Source organism: Microbacterium sp., assembly GCF_029263575.1.
GTDB lineage: Bacteria > Actinomycetota > Actinomycetes > Actinomycetales > Microbacteriaceae > Microbacterium.
In genome coordinates this window covers 37,275-57,135 of the sequence record NZ_JAJUFV010000002.1, presented here as the reverse complement: position 1 = coordinate 57,135, position 19,861 = coordinate 37,275, and the positions used below count along the sequence as shown (strand labels likewise).

The window sequence follows — 19,861 nt, the reverse complement described above, 5'->3', positions numbered from 1 at the left end:
TACAAAGAGCAGCGTCGCGTGCTCAAGCGTCTGGCGGATGCCCTGTGGTCGACGGATGCGCTGTGGGTGTCGGGTGCTGACGTGCTCGAGCCGGCGTTCGCGGCAGACTTCCTCGACGCCGCATCGGATGCCGAGCGCGCCCGCGTGGTGGTCGATCAGGTCGCGAGTCTGACGGATCAGACAGCGCTCGACTGGCACGGTCGACTGGTCGGTGACGTCGATCCGGCGGAGGTGGGGATCTGGAGTCCGCGCCATGCTCGCCGCGCACCGCGGGTGCACGCCGTCGCCGAGACGGTCTCCGAAGGAGCCCGCTGATGCCCAGAATCCGGCAGTCAGACGTCGACGAGGTCAAATCTCGCACGAATATCGGTGACATCATCGCCGAACGCGTGGCGCTGAAGTCTGCTGGTGTTGGCTCTCTCAAGGGGCTGTGTCCCTTTCACGACGAGAAGAGTCCGAGCTTTCACGTCCGCCCGCAGGTGGGTTTCTACCACTGCTTCGGATGCGGGGAGTCCGGCGACGTCTATTCGTTCCTGCGGGCGATGGACCATGTCAGCTTCACGGAGGCGGTGGAGCGTCTGGCCGGTCGCATCGGCTACACCCTGCACTACGAAGACGGTGGGGCTGCGCCCGAGAACAGCGGCCGCAGCAGGCTCTATGCGGCCAACAGCGCCGCCGTGGAGTACTTCCGCGCCCAGCTTCTGACACCCGAGGCCGAGACCGCACGCCGGTTCCTCGGCGAGCGTGGCTTCGACGCCGGGGCAGCGGCCCATTTCGGCGTCGGCTATGCACCGCGCGGGTGGGAGAACATGATGAAGGCCCTCACGGCGCAGGGCTTCACCCGGGAGGAACTGCTGGGCGCGGGTCTCGTCTCTCAGGGACAACGCGGCGTATACGACCGTTTTCGTGGCAGGTTGATCTGGCCTATCCGCGACGTCACCGGCCAGACCATCGGCTTCGGCGCACGAAAGCTCTACGAGGACGATCAGGGCCCGAAGTATCTGAATACCCCCGAGACCAACATCTACAAGAAGGCGCAGGTGCTCTACGGGCTCGACCTCGCCAAGCGTGATATCTCGCGCGGTGATCCGCGGCGTGTGGTGGTCGTCGAGGGGTACACCGACGTCATGGCCTGCCATCTCGCGGGAGTGACGACGGCGATCGCGACCTGCGGCACGGCATTCGGCGCCGAGCACATCAAGGTTCTGCGCCGGGTGATGGGGGATGACTCCGGCGCGGGCGAGGTCGTGTTCACCTTCGACGGTGACGAGGCCGGGCAGAAAGCGGCGCTGCGCGCCTTCACCGAAGACGATCGGTTCAACGCACAGACCTTCGTCGCCGTGGCACCCGATGGGCTCGACCCGTGCGACCTGCGATTGCAACGCGGCGATGCGGCGGTCCGAGCTCTGATGGACACCAAGGTGCCCATGTTCGAGTTCGCGATCGACCGCAAGCTCAGCGGCTTCGACCTCGCCACGGTCGAGGGCCAGGTTGGCGCGCTGCGCGCCGCCGCCCCGATCGTGGCAGAGATCCGCGATCAGCTGCTACGACCGGGCTACGAGCGCGTGCTCGCGCGTCGGCTGGGGATGAACCCGACAGAGGTCAGCGCCGAGGTGAAACGGGCCGCACGCGGGGCACGAACCACCCCCGCTCGGCAGGAGCCGGCGGCGGCGCCGAACGCCGAGGCGGAATCGCCGGGCCTGGCCCCGGTAACGCTGGCGAGTCTGCCACGCTCGGCAGAGGTCGCGATGGAGCGCGGCGTGCTGATGGGCGCGCTGCAGTACGGCCATCAGGTCGACCAGGAGATGCTCACCCGGGCGCTGGAGGCGCCGTTTCGCCACCCGGCTCTGGAGACGATTCGTGAGGCGGTCGCGGCTGTCTCTGATCGCACGAAGGCGGGCTGGGCGATGGATGCCGTCAATGCCGTGCGCGAGCCCTACCGGTCGCTGGCGGGGGAGCTGCTGATGGCTCCCTTCCCCGCGAAGGACGAAGAAGGTGCCGTCGCGTCGACGGCTGATCTGACACGCCGGATGATCGTGCGCCACCTCGAGCATGAGAAGAACGAACTGCTGGGCGCCGTGCAGCGCGTGCCCGCAGAATCGGATGGTGGACGTGCGTTGCGGATGCGCCTGCGCGACATCGACGTCGAGCGTCAGCGCTTCGCCGAGTCGTAACAGCCTCAGCGCGCCGGGCGGGAGATGATGGGGGATATGTCTCGAAAGTCCCCCTCGCCGCACGCGATCGACTGTTCTGACCTGGTGATCGATCGCATCGGACACAGCGCACCGACTCGCGCCGTCGACGGAGTGACGTTCGAGCTCTCTCCGGGGGAGCTGATCTGTGTCGCAGGCCCCACCGGTTCGGGTAAGTCGACCCTCGTGGCAGCTCTTGCCGGATCCACTGACCCGTCCGTGCGAATCGTCGGCGGTCGGGCCGAGGTCTGCGGTGTCAACGTGCGAAAGCCGGGCCGACGACACCGCGAGCTCACGTATCTCACCGGCTTCATCCCGCAGGGTGCCGGTGCGGATCTTCCGCCCACTCTCACCGTGCAGGAAGTGATCGCCGAGCCGATCCTGATCCGTGAGAAGCGGGTGAACACGAAGGCGCTCTCGATTCGGGTCGCGACGTTGTTGGACGAGATGCATCTGCCCTTGGGTACCGCCGCGAAGTTTCCCTATGAACTCAGCGCGGGGATGCGTCAGCGCGTGGCGATCGCTCGCGCGTTCGTGCTGCAGCCGAGAGTGCTCATCGCCGACGAACCGCTCGCGAACCTTGACCTGGAGGTGCGCCCGGTCGTCTTCGACGCGATCACCCGACGCCGCAAGGACGAGGGCATGGGCGCCTTGCTGGTCACGAATGATGCCGCATTCATCCGCGAGCTCAACGCTGAGACGTTGATGCTTCGCTCCGGTCATGTGGTCGCGCGCGGGGTGGGCAAAGACCTTCTGTGGGTGCCCAATGCCGAAGCGGATTCCGGTGTCGTCTGAGCCAGCCGACGACACGCCCGACGGCTCTGGTCGATGTCACGACCACCTGCGGGAGTTTGCTAGGATTGTGGAGTTGCCTGCGCGGCATCATGTAATCCCCGATAGCTCAACGGCAGAGCAGCCGGCTGTTAACCGGCAGGTTGTTGGTTCGAATCCAACTCGGGGAGCCAAGTAAGAAGGCGCCGATCTCGGAGAATCGAGATCGGCGCCTTCCTTCATATGAGCGGAATCGTGGCCGTGGCTACCCACTCCTTCTCATGCGCCTGCGACGAGAACTGGCCTCCCATGAGGGTGACCCGTTCGTTCAGCCGAACCATTCCGTATCCACCCGAGGGAATGTCTCGTGAGATCGGGCGCCCCAGTGTATTGCGAATCTCCAGGCTGATGGCCTCCGAGTCGGCGACGACACGGATGGAGACGCACCCTGGGTCGGAGTGTTTCATGACATTGGTCGTGCTCTCTCGGAGCACGCGCGATAGCGTCACGTCGATGAGCCGGGGGAGCGGGTGCTCGAAACAGATGTCGGTCTGCACGCGGTGTCCGGCTGTCCGCAGTGCCAGAGCCGTCGACTCCACGGTGTCCTGCAACCCGTCTGCGCGCGTCGACGGCTGTTCCATCTCTTCACGTGCGATGAGCCTGCGCAGATCGTGCAGTGCGCGGCGGGCGGAGTCTCCGATCTCCTGCTGCGTCTGTGCTCTGAGAACCGGGTCGGTTTCATGATCCATGACCCGCGCCTGCATGGCGATTGCTGTCAGGTCATGCGCAATGACGTCATGCAATTCATCTGCGAGCATCAGACGCTCTTCACGGCGAGCGTCGCGAAACGCCGCCGCCTGTGTCTCCAGATGGATGCTGAACATATGCTCGCGGCTGCGCACTGTGCGCAGGATAAGCCCGAACGATCCAGCCGCGGCCGCAATCAGTAACCCAAGCGCGACCATGGGAGGGTCGGCAGAGCTCTGATTGAGCGTGACGCCTGCCGCCGACACCATGAGCAGGGCGGAGAACATCATCATCAGCAGAGGCGACCCCAAACGGGTGACGGCCCCCGTCGCAATCGCGAGTGCAGAAAAAGCCTCCCCCGACACATCGAGAGGGAAAGAGGCCGCCATGGCCACGGCGAACAATGCGATCGCCAGCGTCGGGGAGAAGAAGAACGTGAGAAAGAGGACCGTGAGGAGGCGGTCGAAGACGGCCTGAGTGAGGGTGACATCAGGGTCAGAGCTGATCATGACGCCACCGACCACCAGCACGGCGAACAGTGTCAGAACAGACGTGACGCCTTCGGCCCTGTTGAGCGGTGGGGCGGAATCGAGTCGGAGGATCTCACCGAACCGCACGATCGCGGACCGAATGTGGCTCATACGGTCCAGTATCGCCGATCAGGAGCAGACACGAATGAAGCGGCAGAACTCAGCCCATGGTCCGGCGGCGGGGATGATGACAGCAAGGAGAAGCGACGACATGTCGGGCCTTTCTGTAGATGCGGAGGGTAAGCACTTTCATCATGCAGGGAATCGGAGGCGTGCCACCACCGTACTTTTGGGTAGAACTACCTCATGCGAATGAAGGAGCGATTGATAAGCTGAAAATATGCGGGAGATCAGTGTGGTTGTCGTCGATGACGACAAACTTGTACGACGTTCATTAGCCACTTTCTTCCGTACCGTAGAGGACATCACGCTCGTGGGCGAGGCCGCCGACGGGGTCGAAGGGCTCGAAGTTGCTCGTGCGACCAAGCCTGACGTCGTGATGCTCGATCTTCATATGCCGCGAATGGGTGGTATCGAGGCCGCGACAGCTATTCGAGCTGAGCTGCCCGATACGGGTGTGCTCGCCATCACGACGTTCGGAACCGCCGATGTCGTGGTTCCCATGATCAGGGCCGGTGCGTCCGGTTATCTGCTGAAAGACTCGGAACCGGAAGACATCATCGCCGCCGTTCGTCGCGTGCACGCGGGCGAAGGTGCATTGTCTCCGGCTGTCACGGGACGCCTGATCGAAACGATCCAGGATGCGCAGCCGGTCTCTCACGTCGAACTGTCACCGGAACAAATTCTCTCTGACCGTGAGCGTGACGTCCTCGACCAGTTGGCCCTAGGGCGCTCGAACGGAGAGATTGCGCGCGCGCTCCACGTTTCTGAGAGCACCGTGAAGACGCATCTACGCAGCATCATGGTGAAGTGGGGTGCGCGCGACCGCGTGCAGATCTTGATCCGCGCTGCGCGTGCTGGGCTCGTGCTCCTCAGCTGACGTGGCTGTCTGATCGGGCGCGGCCAAGTCGTCCGAAAGTACGGCGAGTTCTTCTCCTTGGGGAGGATGTTGACGACTGGACGCCTGCGTCAGAGTCAGAGACATGCAGCACGAACTCTCCGCCAGCACCCACGTCGCCGTCATCGGCATCGGCGAGATGGGGCTGGGGATCGCACTCCTATTGGCTTCCTCAGGACACGAGGTCATCGCCTTTGAGAAAGACCCCGTCCGGCGCGCAGCGCTGCCGCACGAGTTCAAACGACAGCTTCGCCGGCAGCGCATGCTCGCTGGCGAATCAGGTGTCCCGCAGGCTGATCTCATCGGCCGCATCCGTGTGCCTGATGAAGTCGAGGCGGTGCGCGACGCCGACTGGATCATCGACTGCATCGTCGAGAACGAGGATGCGAAGATCGCCCTCGCCGACGCCCTGAGCGACATCGTTCGGCCGGACGCGGTCATCGCCGTAAACACGAGTTGCGTGCCCATCACACGTCTGGCAGCCCGCGCTACAGACCCGACACGCGTGATCGGGATGCACTTCATGAACCCGGTCGCCTCGATTGACGCGGTCGAAGTTATTCCAGCCGTACAGACCTCGGTCGACACAGAAGAGCAGGCCGCTGCGTTTCTTACCTCGCTCGGAAAGAACGCGCTGTTTGTCAGTGACAGTCCCGGGTTCGTGTCGAACCGGCTGTCGCACCTGCTCATGAACGAGGCGGCGATGCTCGTGAGCGAGGGGGTCGCAGAGCCCGGGCGCATCGACAGCATCTTCCGCGATGGCTATGGGCACCGGATGGGACCGCTGGAAACGGCCGATCTGATCGGACTCGACACCGTCGTGAACTCGCTTGATGTTCTGTTCGCCGAGTTCAAAGACACGAAGTTTCGGTGCTCGCCCTATCTGCGCCGACTCGTCGACGCGGGGTATCTCGGACGCAAATCTGGCCGCGGTTTTTACGACTACAGCAGTAAGACGACTACGAGGGTGGCTTCCGCATGACGAATTCGATGACGCTTCCTGCCGTCTCAGCCGTCGCCAAATGCGTCGTCTGGGACCTGGACGACACCCTGTGGACGGGAACCCTTTCCGCTGGCGATGACCTTGTGCTGCGCGACGGCGTGCGCGAGATCGTCATGGCCCTCGATGAGCGCGGAATCCTGCAGTCGATCGCAAGCAAGAACAACCATGACGACGCTTGGGCGCAGGTGGTCGCGTTCAGTCTCGACGAGTACTTTCTGGAGCCGCAGATCAACTGGGGCCCCAAGTCGGCATCGGTAAAGCGGCTCAGCGAGCTTCTCAGCATCGGGATCGACACCCTTGTGTTCGTCGACGATCGCGCGATGGAGCGCGACGAGGTGGCGTTCGCGCACCCGAGCGTCGAGACCGTCGACTCGGCAGACCTCAGCGTGTTGTTGGCGATGCCTCGGCTGAGTCCAGAGGTCGTGACAGAAGATGCCCGACGTCGTCGCTCGATGTATGTCGCTAACCGTCAGCGCACGCAGGACGAAGAGACCCACGCCGGGCCGCACGATGATTTTCTGCGCACCTTGGATCTCACGTTCGACATCGCGCACGCCACAGCAGACGACCTCGACAGGGCCGAAGAGCTCACATTCCGCACGAATCAGCTCAACTCGACGGGAATCCACTACTCGCGCGCAGATCTCGAACAGCTGCTTGAGAGTGATGAACATGACGTGTGGGTGTGTGAGCTCGATGACCGTTACGGCTCGTACGGCAAGATCGGCCTCGCGCTGGTACATCGGACATCGAGCACCTGGACCATCAAGCTGCTGTTGATGTCATGCCGCACGCTCTCGACGGGTGCTGGCACGGTGTTGCTGAACTTTCTTATTCGGCGAGCAGCGGCGCATGAGGTCGCGCTGCACGCGGACTTCCGCCGGACGGACCGAAACCGTCAGATGCTGCTCACGTATCGCTTCGCCGGGTTTGTGCAGCAGACCGATTCCGACCTCGAGACATTCGAGTGGGATGGCGACGAGCTGCCCACATACCCCGACTACATCAAGGTGACCACAGATGAGCATTGACCAGATCAGCACCGACAGCAGCCACGTCGCCACATCGATCCGCGACTACATGACCAGCGGAATGAGCTCACCGTCAGCGCAGGCTCTCACTGATGACGACAACATCTTTGAACTTGGTTTCGTCACGTCGCTGTTCGCCATGCAGCTTCTGGACTTCGTCGAGGAAGAGTTCAGCGTTGAAATTCCTGATGATGAGATCACGCTGGCGAACTTCAGCAGCGTCGCACGTCTTACCGCGCTCGTGACGAGGTTGCGTGATGACCACGCTGCATGAGCCGCAGGTGCTTACCGCGCCCGTGACGCCCATCGCTGAGCGTGCACAGCGCTTCGCCGACGAGACGCTGCGACCTAACGCCGCTTTCTTTGATCGCCAGGGCTGGCTGCCGCGCGATGTGATCGATGAGATGGCCGGTCTCGGGCTGCTGGGTGCGCCGATCGGCACCGAGTGGGGCGGAGCCGGATGCTCCGCGCACGAGTACGGCGAGATCACGGAGATCATCGGCCGTGCCTGCGCGTCGACGAGGACGCTCATGACTGTGCATTCGTCGCTGGTCGGCCAGACGATTCAGCGGCGAGGGAGTCGCGAACAGAAAGTGCGCTACCTTCCCGAGCTGGCTGCCGGCCGGATGCTGGCCTGCTTTGCACTGTCGGAGCCGGAAGTCGGATCGGACGCCAGCGCCGTGCGAACGACCTACACCCGCACTGCCGATGGCTACCGCCTGTCGGGCCGCAAACGCTGGATCTCGTTCGGCGGGATCGCAGACTGTTTCTTGGTCATCGCCACGGGTGAGGCTGGACCCTGTGCCTTTCTCGTCGAGCGTGACTTCGGCGGGGTGACGACGCGCGGTATCGACGGGATGATCGGCAGTCGCGCGAGTGCGATCGCCGACATCTGGTTCGACGATGTTCCGGTGCCCGCGGCGAATCGGCTTGGTGCCGAGGGTGCTGGCTTTGCCTTCATCGCAAACACAGCCTTGCAGTTCGGGAGATTCAGCGTCGCGTGGGGTGGTGTCGCGCTCATCCAGGAGGCGCTGGATGTGATGTCGGAGTACGCGTCGCAACGTGAGCAGTTTGGCGCAGTCATTGGCTCCCATCAGCTCGTGCGCGCTCTCATTGCGGATGCCTTCGTCGATGCAGCGGCTGCGCGTGAACTGGCCGTCGCGGCGGCGCGATCGGTTGAAGCGCGGGCGGGCAGCGCCGTTATTGACACCAACGTTGCGAAGCAGTTCGCTGCCCGCGCCGCGACGCGCGTCACTGCCGACGCCGCGCAGGTGCTGGGTGCGAACGGCTGCTGGGAGGGCCATCCGGCCGAGCGACTTCTTCGCGAGTCGAAGATTCTCGAGGTCATCGAGGGGACTACTCAGCTTCAGCAGCTCATCATCGCAGAACATGCCCTGGCTGGCTTCACGTCGTCCAGGAACAACCTCGGGAAGATCGCATGAGCGAGTCACAGATCATCACCGCCGAGACCCTCGCAGCTTTCGCGGCGGGGGAGCAGCCCGCGGACCTCTTCCATGCATCTGGGGCACATCGGCGTCGCGCCGTCTTTCTCTTTCCCGGTCAGGGAGTGGTCTTCGACGGGATGAGCGCTGGGCTGTGCGAGCAATCGCCGGTGTTTGCCGCTCGCATGCGTGAGTGCGATGCTGCGTTTCAGGCTGTCACCGGCTGGTCGGTCTGGGATGTCATCCACCAGGTCCCGTCAGCGCCCCCGCTCACTGATCTCGACGTGCTCGAACCCGTCATCGTGTCGATCATGCTCTCGCTCGCTGAACTGTGGCGTGCAGCAGGTGTCGAGCCCGAGGCCGTTATCGGTTACAGCATCGGCGAGATCGCGGCGGCGGGCTTCTGCGGCGCTATGTCGTTGGATGAGGTCGCACGAGTAACCGTAGCGTGGGCACGTGGGCAGAAGCCCATTGCCGGGGCAGGCGTCATGGCTGTTCTCGGCCGCTCGGCCGAAGATGTCGAACCCCACATCACCTCGCTGTCGTCCGTGTCGATCGCGGCTCGCCTCTCGCCGACATCCACCGTGATCTCGGGTGAAGAGCACGAAGTCGCAGCCGTTATGCGCGCGACACGCGACGGCGGTGGCTACGCCCAGAACATCTCGGTCGATTTCGCCGCACACTCGCCCGCGGTGGAACCCGAGCGTGACCGCATCCTCGAACTACTCGGAACGTGCGAGCTGGGCCCGTCGCGGCTGCCGTTCTACTCGAGCCTGCGCGGCGGACTCCTCGATACCGTTGGCCTCGGGGCTGAACACTGGTACGACCTGCTGCGCGAGCCGTTCGATCTCGCCGCTGCCGTCACAGCAGCCTGCGCCGACGGCTTTGACGCATTCATCGACCTTGAGCCGCACGCCGGACTCGGAAAAGCGCTCTCGCAGACGTTCGCTGCCATCGACGTCGATGCCATCGCCGTACCGAGCCTTCGCCGTGATCAGCAAGATGCCGCACGTTTCGCGCGTTCCGCTGCCTTCGCGTTCGCTAACGGTGTCGATGTCGACTGGGCCGCGCTCGCGGTTGCCCTGCCTCACATCACTGCGGCAACCGTGGCTCCCGCGGCGCAGGCGGCGGTCAAAGCGTCCGATCCCGGCAATGAGAGCGACCTGCTCGCAGCGCTCACAGCCCGGGTCACTGCTCTGCTCGACGGCACGCGTGCGGACACGCCTGCCGTGCTCGCGGCCGCGGCCGGCACGAACGCCGATACGACGAGTCTGTTCGACCTGGGTTTGACATCGATCGAACTCGTGGAATTGGCAGAACTTCTGCAGCAGCGCACCGGTGTCGAACTCGAAAGCACTTTCGTGCTCGATTTTCAGACTGTCGAGCACATTGTGGCAGAAATCGCTCGACGCCGGACGCCGGATGAAGCGCCAGCCCCGGCCGCGGCGACATCCGTACGCAGCGAAAGTGCGACAGATTTTGCCGAGCCGATTGCCATCATCGGTATGGGTATGCGCCTGCCCGGTGGCATCCGGACGCGAAGCGCCCTGTGGAAGATCCTTGACGAAGGGATCGACGTCGTCACGCCCGTTCCCGCCGGGCGCTGGGAACATAGCGACCTGGACCTGTCCGAGATCACAACGACCGATGGTGGCTATCTCAGCGATATTGATCAATTCGATCCGCTGTTCTTCGGTATCTCGCCGAAGGAAGCCGAGGTCATCGACCCGCAGCAGCGCCTGCTTCTCGAGCTCACGTGGGAAGCGATAGAAGACGCCGGGTACGACCCGTTCCGCATTGGCCGCGAGAGCCGCGTCGGCGCGTTCGTCGGGATCATGCCCGATGACTACAGCCAGGTCGGCCGCAATCTCGGGCACGCACCCGGTGCATACTCCGTGCTGGGCGTGTTGAGCAACGTGGCCGCCGGTCGGGTCAATCACACGTTTGGTTTCACCGGCCCGAGCATCGCGGTTGACGCCGCATGCGCCTCGTCCATCCACGCGATTCACCTGGGCGCGAATGCACTGCGCCAGGGAGACTGCGACGTGGCGGTGGCGGGCGCCGTCAACCTGATCCTCAGCCCGGAGTGGCATGTGTCGTTCTCAGCGCTTCAGGCGTTGGCGCCGAGCGGGCGTTGCCGCAGCTTCGACGCCGGTGCCGATGGTTACATCCGCAGCGAGGGCGCTGCCATGGTGACACTCAAACGACTGTCTGACGCACAACGCGACGGCGACGAGATCATCGCCGTGCTGCGCGGCTCATCGGTCAACCACAACGGTGGCGACGGTGGTTTCACTGTGCCCAGCGGGCAAGCACAGGCCCAGGTCATTCTCGGAGCTCTCGCTCAGGGCGGGCTCGGCATTGACGACGTCTCGTACATCGAGGCGCACGGTTCGGGAACTCCGATCGGCGACCCGCAAGAGGTCAATGCCCTCGCACGCGTATTCCGCGATCGTCAGCAGCCACTTTCGGTCGGCAGCATCAAATCGCACCTGGGTCACCTGGAGGCGGCGGCTGGCATGGCCGGACTGTGCAAGGTGATCGCGTCGATGGATCACGCCACGATCCCGGGGATTCTGCACTTCTCCGAGCCCAATCCGCTCATCTCCTGGGACAGCATTCCCATGCGGGTCTCGGCGCACGGTCAACCGTGGAACACGGATGGCTCTCCGCGGCGAGCCGGGATCAGCTCGTTCGGAATCAGCGGCACCAACGCACACCTGGTCGTCGAGCAGGCACCGCGAACGCAGCGTGCGGTGCGCGAGGTAAGTGGGCTACCCGTGCTGATCGGGTTGTCAGCCAACGACGCGGACGCACTCGAAGAGTCAGCCGCCCAGGTCGCCGAGTGGCGATCGCACGGCGACCATGTCGCCGACATCGCCGCCACGTGGTCAACCCGCCGGGCCCTGGGCTATCGACGCGCGCTGATGACAATCGATGACAGCGATAACCGTGAACTCGTCGCCGTATCGCTAGACGACGATGCCCCGACATCGGTTCGAACTCGCGGAGTGGTCTTTGTGTTCTCCGGTCAGGGGACGCAGTACCTCGGCATGGGAGCCCACCTGTACGAGCATGCGCCGGCTTTCCGCGCACGCATCGACGAACTGGCCGACGAATTCGACAACGCCGCGAATCTGGCAGTGCGCACTGCGATTCTCGGCGATGATGAAGCCGTGTTCAGCGATCAGCTGCTGACGCAAGCATCGATCTTCTCCGTGCAGGTTGCACTCGTCGAACTTTGGCGCGATCTGGGCATCGTGGCGGATGCCGTGATCGGCCACAGCATCGGCGAGTACGCTGCGGCAGTCGCAGCCGGGGCGATGACTTGGCAGCAGGGCGTGCACGCTGTCGTCGAGCGGGGACGCGCCGTCGGCACGGGAGTTGCTGATGAAGCGATGGCGACCCTGCTCGCACCGGCACAGCACGTGCGAACGCTGATCGAAGACATCAACGACATCAGCATCGCCGCTGTCAACGGGCCGGAGAACACCACCGTGTCAGGCACAGTCGAGGCCGTCTCGGCGCTGCGCAAGAAGGCACGATCTGAGCGCATTTTTGTGGAGAGGCTCGACGTCCCGCGCGCTTTTCACTCGCCGCTCATGGCACGCGAGGCTACCGCGCTCGGTACGGCGCTGCAGAGCGCGACATTCAGCCAGCCCACGGCCGCCTGGTTCTCGACCGTCACGGGCGAGCAGATCGAGGGGATTGATTCGCACTACTGGGCACGTCACCTAGCCGAACCGGTGCAATTCGAAGCGGCGCTGGCCGCCGCCGGAACCGCCGGCTACGACCTGTTCCTCGAGATCGGCTCGACGGCGACTGTGGGCGGCCTCATCGCTCAGCAGAGCGCCGGTTCCGAGGTTCTCACGAGCCTTCGGGCCGAGCGGCCGGATGCCGAGCAGCTCGTGCAGACGGCCGGTCGCCTCTGGGAACTCGGCGCCGATGTGCGCCTGTCTCGTCTCCCCGTCGCCCGGGGAAACCGACTGCACGACCGAACCCCACGCCCCTTCAGCCGCCAGCGGGTCTGGTACCGCGACCTAAGGAATGAGCACATGGAGACAGCACAGGAATCCCCAGAGCACCACGCCCAGGTGCTCAGCTACGTCATCGGCGCGCTCGAGCAGATCACCGGCGCCACCGGGTTGACGGCGGACAGCGAGCTGTTCGGGCTCGGAGTGGACTCGCTGATGCTCGTTCAACTCTCGAACCGCCTCGAGCGGCAGTTCGGGCTCGCCGTCGCCGTACGCGAGTATTCCGAATCACTGCACACGCTCGGGCTGATCGCCGAACATGTATCGGCGCACACGGTTCCCGCGGTTCAGACGGAGCCAGCTCAGGTTGAGCCGGCTCAGGTCGAGGAGACGCCGAGCACCGCCGCATCCGCAGGCCGCGCGCCGGGTACGGCCGCTGGCGAATCCAATGCAGCACTCGTTCCGAATCTGCCGACCGCAGCTCCCGCGCAGGCGAGCATCGCACCGCTTTCCGCGCCCACAGAAAGCACCCACGCAGTCATCGAGCGCCAACTTGCACTCATGCAGCAGCAGCTTGCGGTGCTCGGCGGGCAGAGCGTCGGCATCGAAGCGGCCGAACAGCAGGCCGCGCTGACCGCTTCTCTCGCACCGGTCACAGCGCCAAGCCCGCAGACTCTCACCGCACCCGAGCCGACAATTCTGCCCGCCCAGCCGGGCTCTGCTGTCGCCTGCAGGATTAGCCCATCGGGAGTGCCGACTGTGCGCCGCACGGGATCGCACTCGAACAACATCTCCCTGCACGATGACGGCCTCAGCGCCGAGCAGGAGCGATTCGTGCGTGGCTTCGTGCGACGCTATGTGGCACGCACAGCGAAATCGAAAGCATACGCCGAGCGACACCGCGGCCACTTGGCCGACTGGATCGCCTCGCTGAACTTTAATCCGAGCCTGAAAGAGACGGTGTATCCGGTCGTCTCTGAGCGTTCACAGGGCGCCTATTTCTGGGACGTCGACGGCAATGAGTACCTTGACACGACCATGGGGTACGGCGTTCATTTCTTCGGACACAGCCCCGACTTCGTGGTCGATGCGATCAGTGCCCAGCTAGAGAAAGGCTACGACCTCGGCCCACAGAACGCCGTCGTCGGCGAGGTCGCCGAGCTCATCGCAGGCATGACAGGTGCCGAACGCGTCGCCTTCTGCAACACCGGCACCGAGGCTGTCATGGTTGCTGTGCGTCTTGCACGGGCTGTCTCAGGGCGTGACGGCATCGTGCGCTTCACGACTTCATTCCACGGCGCATACGACGGTGTACTCGCTGAAGCGGACGGCGACGAAAGCATGCCGATGTCGATTGGCATTCCGCAGAGCGCGATCGATGACACCACTGTGCTCACCTACGGAAGCGATGAGGCGCTGCGCCGGATCGAAGAGAACGCCGAGAACCTCGCGGCGGTTCTTGTCGAGCCGGTTCAGACACGTAACCTCGCTCTGCAGCCGGAAGCATTCTTGAAGAAGCTGCGTGAAGTGTGCACGCGGCACGGGATCGCGCTGATCTTCGATGAGATCGTCGTCGGATTCCGCGTCGAGCTCGGTGGTGCGCAATCGTACTTCGGCGTCCGCGCCGATATCGCGCTGTATGGAAAGCTGCTCGGTGGCGGTATGCCGATCGGGATTATCGCCGGTGACGCACGGTATCTCGATGCGGTTGACGGTGGCTCGTTCAACACAGACGACGACTCGAAGCCAGCGACACCGACGACGTTCTTCGCCGGCACATTCTGCAAGCATCCGTTGACGATGGTCGCGTGCCGCGCGGTGCTGCAGCGCTTGCGTGACGGCGGCGAGGAGGCTTTGACGCGTCTGAATGACCTGACAGCCGACTTCGCACGTCGCGCGAACGCGCTTTTCGAGTCGGAGCATGTGCCACTGCGCGTGCTGCAGTTCGCCTCGGTTTACCGCTATGAAACGCTGCCGGCGGTCGACATGGCGATGCTCGGATACGAGACCAACCTGTACTTCAAACTGCTCCTCGAGCACGGCATCTTCGTGTGGGAAAAGCACATCGGCTTCTTCTCCATGGAGCACACCCCCCAGCACGCCGATCACATCCTCGCGGCGCTCAAGGCAAGCATCGACGCCCTTCGCTCAGGAGGATTCAGTTTTCAGCGAACCGGTCGTCGCTCGGCGACAGTCGCAGCTGCAGTGCACGCAGACGCCGATGCGGAGGGAGCGCGGGCGATCTCCACACAGGAGAAGCGCGTCTTCGTCCTCTCACAGCTGAAAGGCGGTAACGAGGCGTACCAGGTTGTCAGCGGGCTGAAGTTCGATACGGCGCCAGACGTCGATGCGCTCACAGCCGCGCTACATGCGGCGGTGACGGCGCACCCGGCGCTGCGCACGAGCTATCGCGTCGATGGCGCAGACGTCGAAGCACACGTCGATGCCTCGGCAACCGTGACGGGAGTGCACGTCGACCTCCGTGTTGAGGCCGACACAAGTCTCGAAGGTGTCGTCCGCGAGCTGACAGCACCCTTCGACCTCGCGGTTGCTCCTCTCTGGCGATATGCCCACGTGATCGACCAGCAGGGTGTGCACCGGCTGCTGATCAGCATGCACCATGCGATCGCCGACGGTACGTCGATGCAGATTCTCTTCGCTGACATCGCGCATCACGTCGACACCGGGCGCATCATCGGGCCGGATGCCTCCTATGAGAGCTTTGTCGTCGAACAGAAGAAGGTAGCTCCGACGTACGCCGATGACCGTGGCTGGTGGCTGTCGGCCTTTGAGGCTCTGCCTCCGGCGCTTGAACTGCCGCTGGCGAAGCCGATGCCAGATATCTCGGACTTCCGCGGCGGACATGTCACCTTCACGATCCCAGAGGATCTCGCAGCGAGCCTGAAGAAGCTCGCTGGTGAGCACCGTGTCACCCTGTCATCGCTGTACGCCGGAATGTGGATCATGCTGCTGGCCCGCGTCTGCCAGGTTGACGACGTATGCATCGGCATCCCAGTCGATGAGCGCAACGGCGCATACGAGCACACAATGGGAATGTTCGCGCAGACCGTCCCGCTGCGGGTCGGTGTGGGGTCGGATGAGTCAGCGCTCGAGGTGATCCGTCGTACCCAGAAGGCCACGATCGATTCGCTGGAGCACTCTGCATACTCATACGACAATCTCGTTGCCGACCTCGGTGTGCACGGCCAGTTCGGGCGCAATCCGCTGTTCGATGTGATGTTCACGCTGAACCGTGCCGGTGGCATCCCCGAGCAGATCGGGCAGGCGCGTACGCAACTCATTCCCGTTGAATCACCGTGGGCGATGTTCGCTCTCGCCCTTGAACTCACCGAGGTTGAGGGGATCGTCCTAGGTGATGTGACCTTCTCCGACCCGGTCGGGCGTGCGAACGCAGAGCGACTGGGTGAGCAGTTCGTCGCACTCGCAACCTCGTTGCTCGCCGATCCGCGAACTACGGTGGCAACGCTGGACATCGTCGGCACTCAGCGGGAGACCATCATCACGGCGGGCACCGGCCCCGCCAAGCCGGTGCGTCTGCCGATCGAGCTCCTCGCTGAGTCATTCACCTCCTGGCCCGAACGCATCGCTGTGCGCTCGGCCGAGGGCGAGACGACCTACGCCGAGCTCTGGGCTCGTGCGCACGACTTTGCCGCTCACTTGCGTGCCCGCGGCATCGAGTCCGGAGAAGTCGTCGGAATCAGCCTGCCGGGCGGCTCAGAACTGCTGGCAGCGACAATCGGCGTCCACCTGGCGGGTGCCGCATGGCTGCCGATCGATGTCAGCACCCCCGCGCTGCGACTGCAATCAATCCTCGAGACGTCAGCGGCCGTACTCGTACTGACCACAGCAGAGCTTGCGAAATCGGAGGCTTTGGGCGGCCTCGGCGTCAGCATCGACCAGGTGGCAGGCGGCGATGCTCAAAGCCGTGAGGTCGCCGAACGCGGGAGAGCGGATGTCGCCTACGTGATCTTCACCTCGGGATCCACGGGCATGCCGAAGGGCGTCGTGCAGACAGATCGCGCTCTCGGGAACTTCCTCACCGCGTTCCCTGAAGCGGTCGATTGGAGTGAGGGCAGCGCTGTTGCGTGTTTGACGACGCCCTCCTTCGACATCCATCTGCTGGAGACGCTGGTGACGCTGGTTCGCGGCGGAGCGGTGGCGTTCCCCGACCCGAAGGAACCGACCACACCATCCGCGATTGCCCGGCTGGTGGCTGAGGCTGAGGTGCAGATCCTGCAGATGACGCCCACGCGGCTACGTATGCTCGCAGCTGACATCGGTGCCTTCCAGCAGGCGCTGAGTCAGATCACCACGCTGATCATCGGCGGAGAGGCCTTCCCAGACGATCTCCGGGAGAAGCTGGCGGCATTCGAGGGTCTCGAGGTCTTCAACGCCTATGGACCGACGGAGACCTGCATCTGGTCATCGGTGCGTCGAATCGAGCCCGAGGCACCCGTTTCGTTGGGCACGCCTCTGGCCAACACGACGCTGTACGTCCTGGACGCTCAGCTGTCTCTCGTGCCGGATGGCGTCGAGGGCGACCTGTGGATCGGCGGCGACGGCGTGTCGCCCGGTTATCTCGGCCGCGACGATCTCAACAGCACTGTCTTCGCAGCCAACCCCTTCGGAGACGACATCATCTACCGCACGGGTGATCGTGCGGTATGGATCGATGGCGAGCTCCGCCACCGAGGACGGCAGGACAGCCAGGTGAAACTGCGTGGCTACCGTGTCGAGCTCGAAGAGATCGATCGTGTTCTGGCACAGCTTCCGGGAATTGCCGAAGCCGCCACAACAGTGACCGAAGAGTCACCGGGAAACATGCTGCTGCGCGGCTTCGTACGGTGTGAGACGGGCGCGCACTGGGAAGCAGCGCACATTCGCGCAGCGCTAGCCGAGCGGCTTCCGTCGTACATGGTGCCAGCCTCTGTTGAGGTGCTGGCCGAGATTCCGATGACGACGAGCGGAAAGGTCGACCGACCTGCGCTTCGGGCCTTGCCTCGGTCATCAGCGGCATCCGCGAGCGATGAAGCCCCGAAGACAGTCGATGTGACGACAGCGCTGCTGTCGGCGTGGCATGAGGTGCTCGGCGAGGTCGAGTTCGGGGTTCATGACAGCTTCTTCGACGTGGGCGGAAACTCCTTCAGCCTTGTCATTCTGATCGAGAAGGTCAACGCTGCGTTCGATGTGTCTGTCGATGTCGCCGACGTCTTCGCCAACCCCACGTTCGATCGGCTTCGCACACGATTGGGCGAACTGCTCGCTCCCGCCTCAGCAGGGCACGCGCTGCGCGCCACGAACTGGCGCGACCTGACGTCAGCGGGCGGGCGGCTCAGCCGCTCGCTGGATCTGGCAGTGACCTCCGCCCTCGCCGACGTCGCAACCCGATCGGATCGCTCGGTGCGCGAGGTGTTGCAGGCGGCGTTGGCGGTCACGGCAGGACGGCTGAGCGAACGGGCGCTTGTGCCTCTGCTCATCCCGGCCTCAGCAGAGACAGCGCGCGTGATGACGTTCGACCTGGACGGATGCGCCGACCTCGATGACGTGATCGCCCGGTCTGTCGCCGCTCCGGCGCACGAGCTCGACGCTTTCACCCCGGCGAAAAGCAGACGCGACGAGGTTGCGCTCGCCCTGACGAACACATCTCGACGCGATCTCGTCTCGCACGTCGATGTCGCCGTGGTCATTGACGAGCTCACCCAAGAAAGCGTTGAGGTGCACTACGCCCCTCGCATGTCGGAAGCGGCGATGAACGACCTATTGGATGGCGTCGTCGAACTGCTGAACCTGATCACCGCCTCGGCCGCACCGACGATGACCCACGACCCAGACGAGCGCGTCTCGTCTACTGTCCCGTCTGCCGACCCACAAGAGGAGTCAAAATGAGCCAGATCGCGATCGCCTTCACCGGTCAGGGCGCCCAGTTCATCGGGATGGGCAAACACTGGTACGACGAGCATGAGAGCGTCAGGCAGCGTTATCTGCAGGCCTCGGAGGTGCTCGGATACTCGTTGGAAGAGTTGACCTTCGAAGGCGCGGCCGATGAGCTGACCCGAACTGACCGGGCTCAGGTGGCGCTGCTCGTACTCGAGTACGCGATGTTCGAGGTGCTCACCGAACGTCGCGGTAACGACGGCCTGGTCGTGATCGGACACAGCCTCGGAGAGATCACGGCCCTCGTCGCTGCAGACGCGCTTTCGTTTGTGGATGCGGTGCGGTTGGTGAAAGCCAGGGGAGAGGCCATGGCCGCCGCGGCTGCCGAGACACCGTCCGGAATGTCGGCCGTGCTCGATCTCACTCCGGATCAGGTGACCGATACGGTGCAGCGCCTGCGCGAGGCCGGGCACAGCGTTGAGGTATCGAACTTTAACACCGCTCGGCAGACCGTCGTCTCTGGCGCACCATCGGGCCTCGCGGAGCTGGCGAACGTCGTCGAGGGTATGAACGGACGATGCGTACCGCTGAACGTCGCCGGCGGATTCCACAGCTCGTTCATGGAGAGCGCACGAGAGCAGTATGCGGCCGTCGTCGCCGAGATCGAACTGCGCGGCCCGCGCCTGGACGTCTGGAGCACAGTCACGGGCGACCGCGTCGAGACTGCGGATCAGATCCGCGATGCACTCGCACGCCAGCTCACGGCGCCCGTGCTGTGGGAGAAGGCCGTGCGCTCTATCGCGCGCGCCGACGTCAGCGTGTGGGTTGAAATCGGACCGAAGCCCGTGCTTACCCGGATGATCACCGACATCGTCTCTGGTTCGTCGACGGCCAATCTCTACGACGACGAGGCCGCCGTCGATGCTGCTTTCGACGCGCGTGAGATCGCGCGCCGCACGCCCGGGATCATCGGGCTCTGCCTGGGAGCTGTGGCGTCAACCCGAAACAGAAACTTCGATGACGCTGAGTTCACCCGCGGTGTCGTTGAGCCCTACCAGCGGCTCGTTGCCCTCAATCAGGGTGTTGATGAGCACGGGGTTGCGCCGGTGCGTAGCGAGGCTGAAATGCGCGAGGCCCTGCGTCTGCTCTCCGACATCATGACCGTCAAGCAGGTGCCGGCATCCGAACGGAACGAACGCCTGGACGAGATTCTGCGTCGTTCGGGCGCAGCACGCGAGCTGGTGGGATGACGAACGAA

General features: G+C 64.1%; 10 protein-coding genes, 1 tRNA gene and 1 pseudogene. 11 read left to right on the top strand and 1 reads right to left on the bottom strand.

Translation table 11 applies throughout. From position 1 onward, the window contains the following. From Q1J95_RS00420 to Q1J95_RS00405, 4 genes and pseudogenes are all read left to right on the top strand, one after another. Positions 1-315 (top strand): annotated as a pseudogene (locus tag Q1J95_RS00420) (deoxyguanosinetriphosphate triphosphohydrolase); the annotation flags it as partial. Further along, complete coding sequence (gene dnaG, locus Q1J95_RS00415) at positions 315-2,174, top strand: DNA primase (RefSeq protein ID WP_300264924.1); 1,860 nt, start codon at positions 315-317, stop codon at positions 2,172-2,174. The pseudogene Q1J95_RS00420 and the gene dnaG, both read left to right, overlap by 1 nt. Positions 2,175-2,210: 36 nt before the next feature. Beyond that, a complete protein-coding gene (locus tag Q1J95_RS00410) occupies positions 2,211-2,987 on the top strand; it encodes an ATP-binding cassette domain-containing protein (RefSeq protein ID WP_300264921.1) in 777 nt (258 codons plus the stop codon). A gap of 95 nt (positions 2,988-3,082) precedes the next feature. Further along, a tRNA-Asn gene (locus Q1J95_RS00405) sits at positions 3,083-3,157 on the top strand. A gap of 45 nt (positions 3,158-3,202) precedes the next feature. Here the strand turns inward: Q1J95_RS00405 and Q1J95_RS00400 are convergent. Continuing rightward, positions 3,203-4,351: a histidine kinase gene (locus tag Q1J95_RS00400; RefSeq protein ID WP_300264918.1), complete on the bottom strand. Its 1,149-nt coding sequence runs from the start codon at positions 4,349-4,351 to the stop codon at positions 3,203-3,205. A gap of 229 nt (positions 4,352-4,580) precedes the next feature. Between Q1J95_RS00400 and Q1J95_RS00395 the strand changes: the two genes are divergently transcribed. The 7 genes from Q1J95_RS00395 to Q1J95_RS00365 all read left to right on the top strand — a co-directional run bounded on the left by Q1J95_RS00395 (position 4,581) and on the right by Q1J95_RS00365 (position 19,853). Further along, entirely contained in the window at positions 4,581-5,240 is a 660-nt protein-coding gene (locus Q1J95_RS00395) for a response regulator transcription factor (protein WP_300264915.1), read from the top strand. Positions 5,241-5,343: 103 nt separating this feature from the next. Continuing rightward, positions 5,344-6,240: a 3-hydroxyacyl-CoA dehydrogenase family protein gene (locus Q1J95_RS00390; protein WP_300264913.1), complete on the top strand. Its 897-nt coding sequence runs from the start codon at positions 5,344-5,346 to the stop codon at positions 6,238-6,240. Further along, on the top strand, positions 6,237-7,292 hold the full coding sequence (locus Q1J95_RS00385) for an HAD family hydrolase (RefSeq protein WP_206527857.1): 1,056 nt from the start codon (positions 6,237-6,239) through the stop codon (positions 7,290-7,292). Before Q1J95_RS00390 ends, Q1J95_RS00385 begins: the two co-directional genes overlap by 4 nt. After that, complete coding sequence (locus Q1J95_RS00380; protein ID WP_300264903.1) at positions 7,282-7,566, top strand: phosphopantetheine-binding protein; 285 nt, start codon at positions 7,282-7,284, stop codon at positions 7,564-7,566. The genes Q1J95_RS00385 and Q1J95_RS00380 overlap by 11 nt, the downstream gene beginning before the upstream one ends. Beyond that, entirely contained in the window at positions 7,550-8,734 is a 1,185-nt protein-coding gene (locus tag Q1J95_RS00375) for an acyl-CoA dehydrogenase family protein (protein WP_300264900.1), read from the top strand. The genes Q1J95_RS00380 and Q1J95_RS00375 overlap by 17 nt, the downstream gene beginning before the upstream one ends. After that, positions 8,731-18,615 carry a non-ribosomal peptide synthetase/type I polyketide synthase gene (locus tag Q1J95_RS00370; protein WP_300264897.1) on the top strand — a complete coding sequence of 3,295 codons (9,885 nt, stop codon included), beginning with the start codon at positions 8,731-8,733 and terminating at the stop codon, positions 18,613-18,615. Before Q1J95_RS00375 ends, Q1J95_RS00370 begins: the two co-directional genes overlap by 4 nt. Next, on the top strand, positions 18,612-19,853 hold the full coding sequence (locus tag Q1J95_RS00365; RefSeq protein WP_300264894.1) for an ACP S-malonyltransferase: 1,242 nt from the start codon (positions 18,612-18,614) through the stop codon (positions 19,851-19,853). The genes Q1J95_RS00370 and Q1J95_RS00365 overlap by 4 nt, the downstream gene beginning before the upstream one ends. The last annotated feature ends 8 nt before the right edge of the window (positions 19,854-19,861 follow it).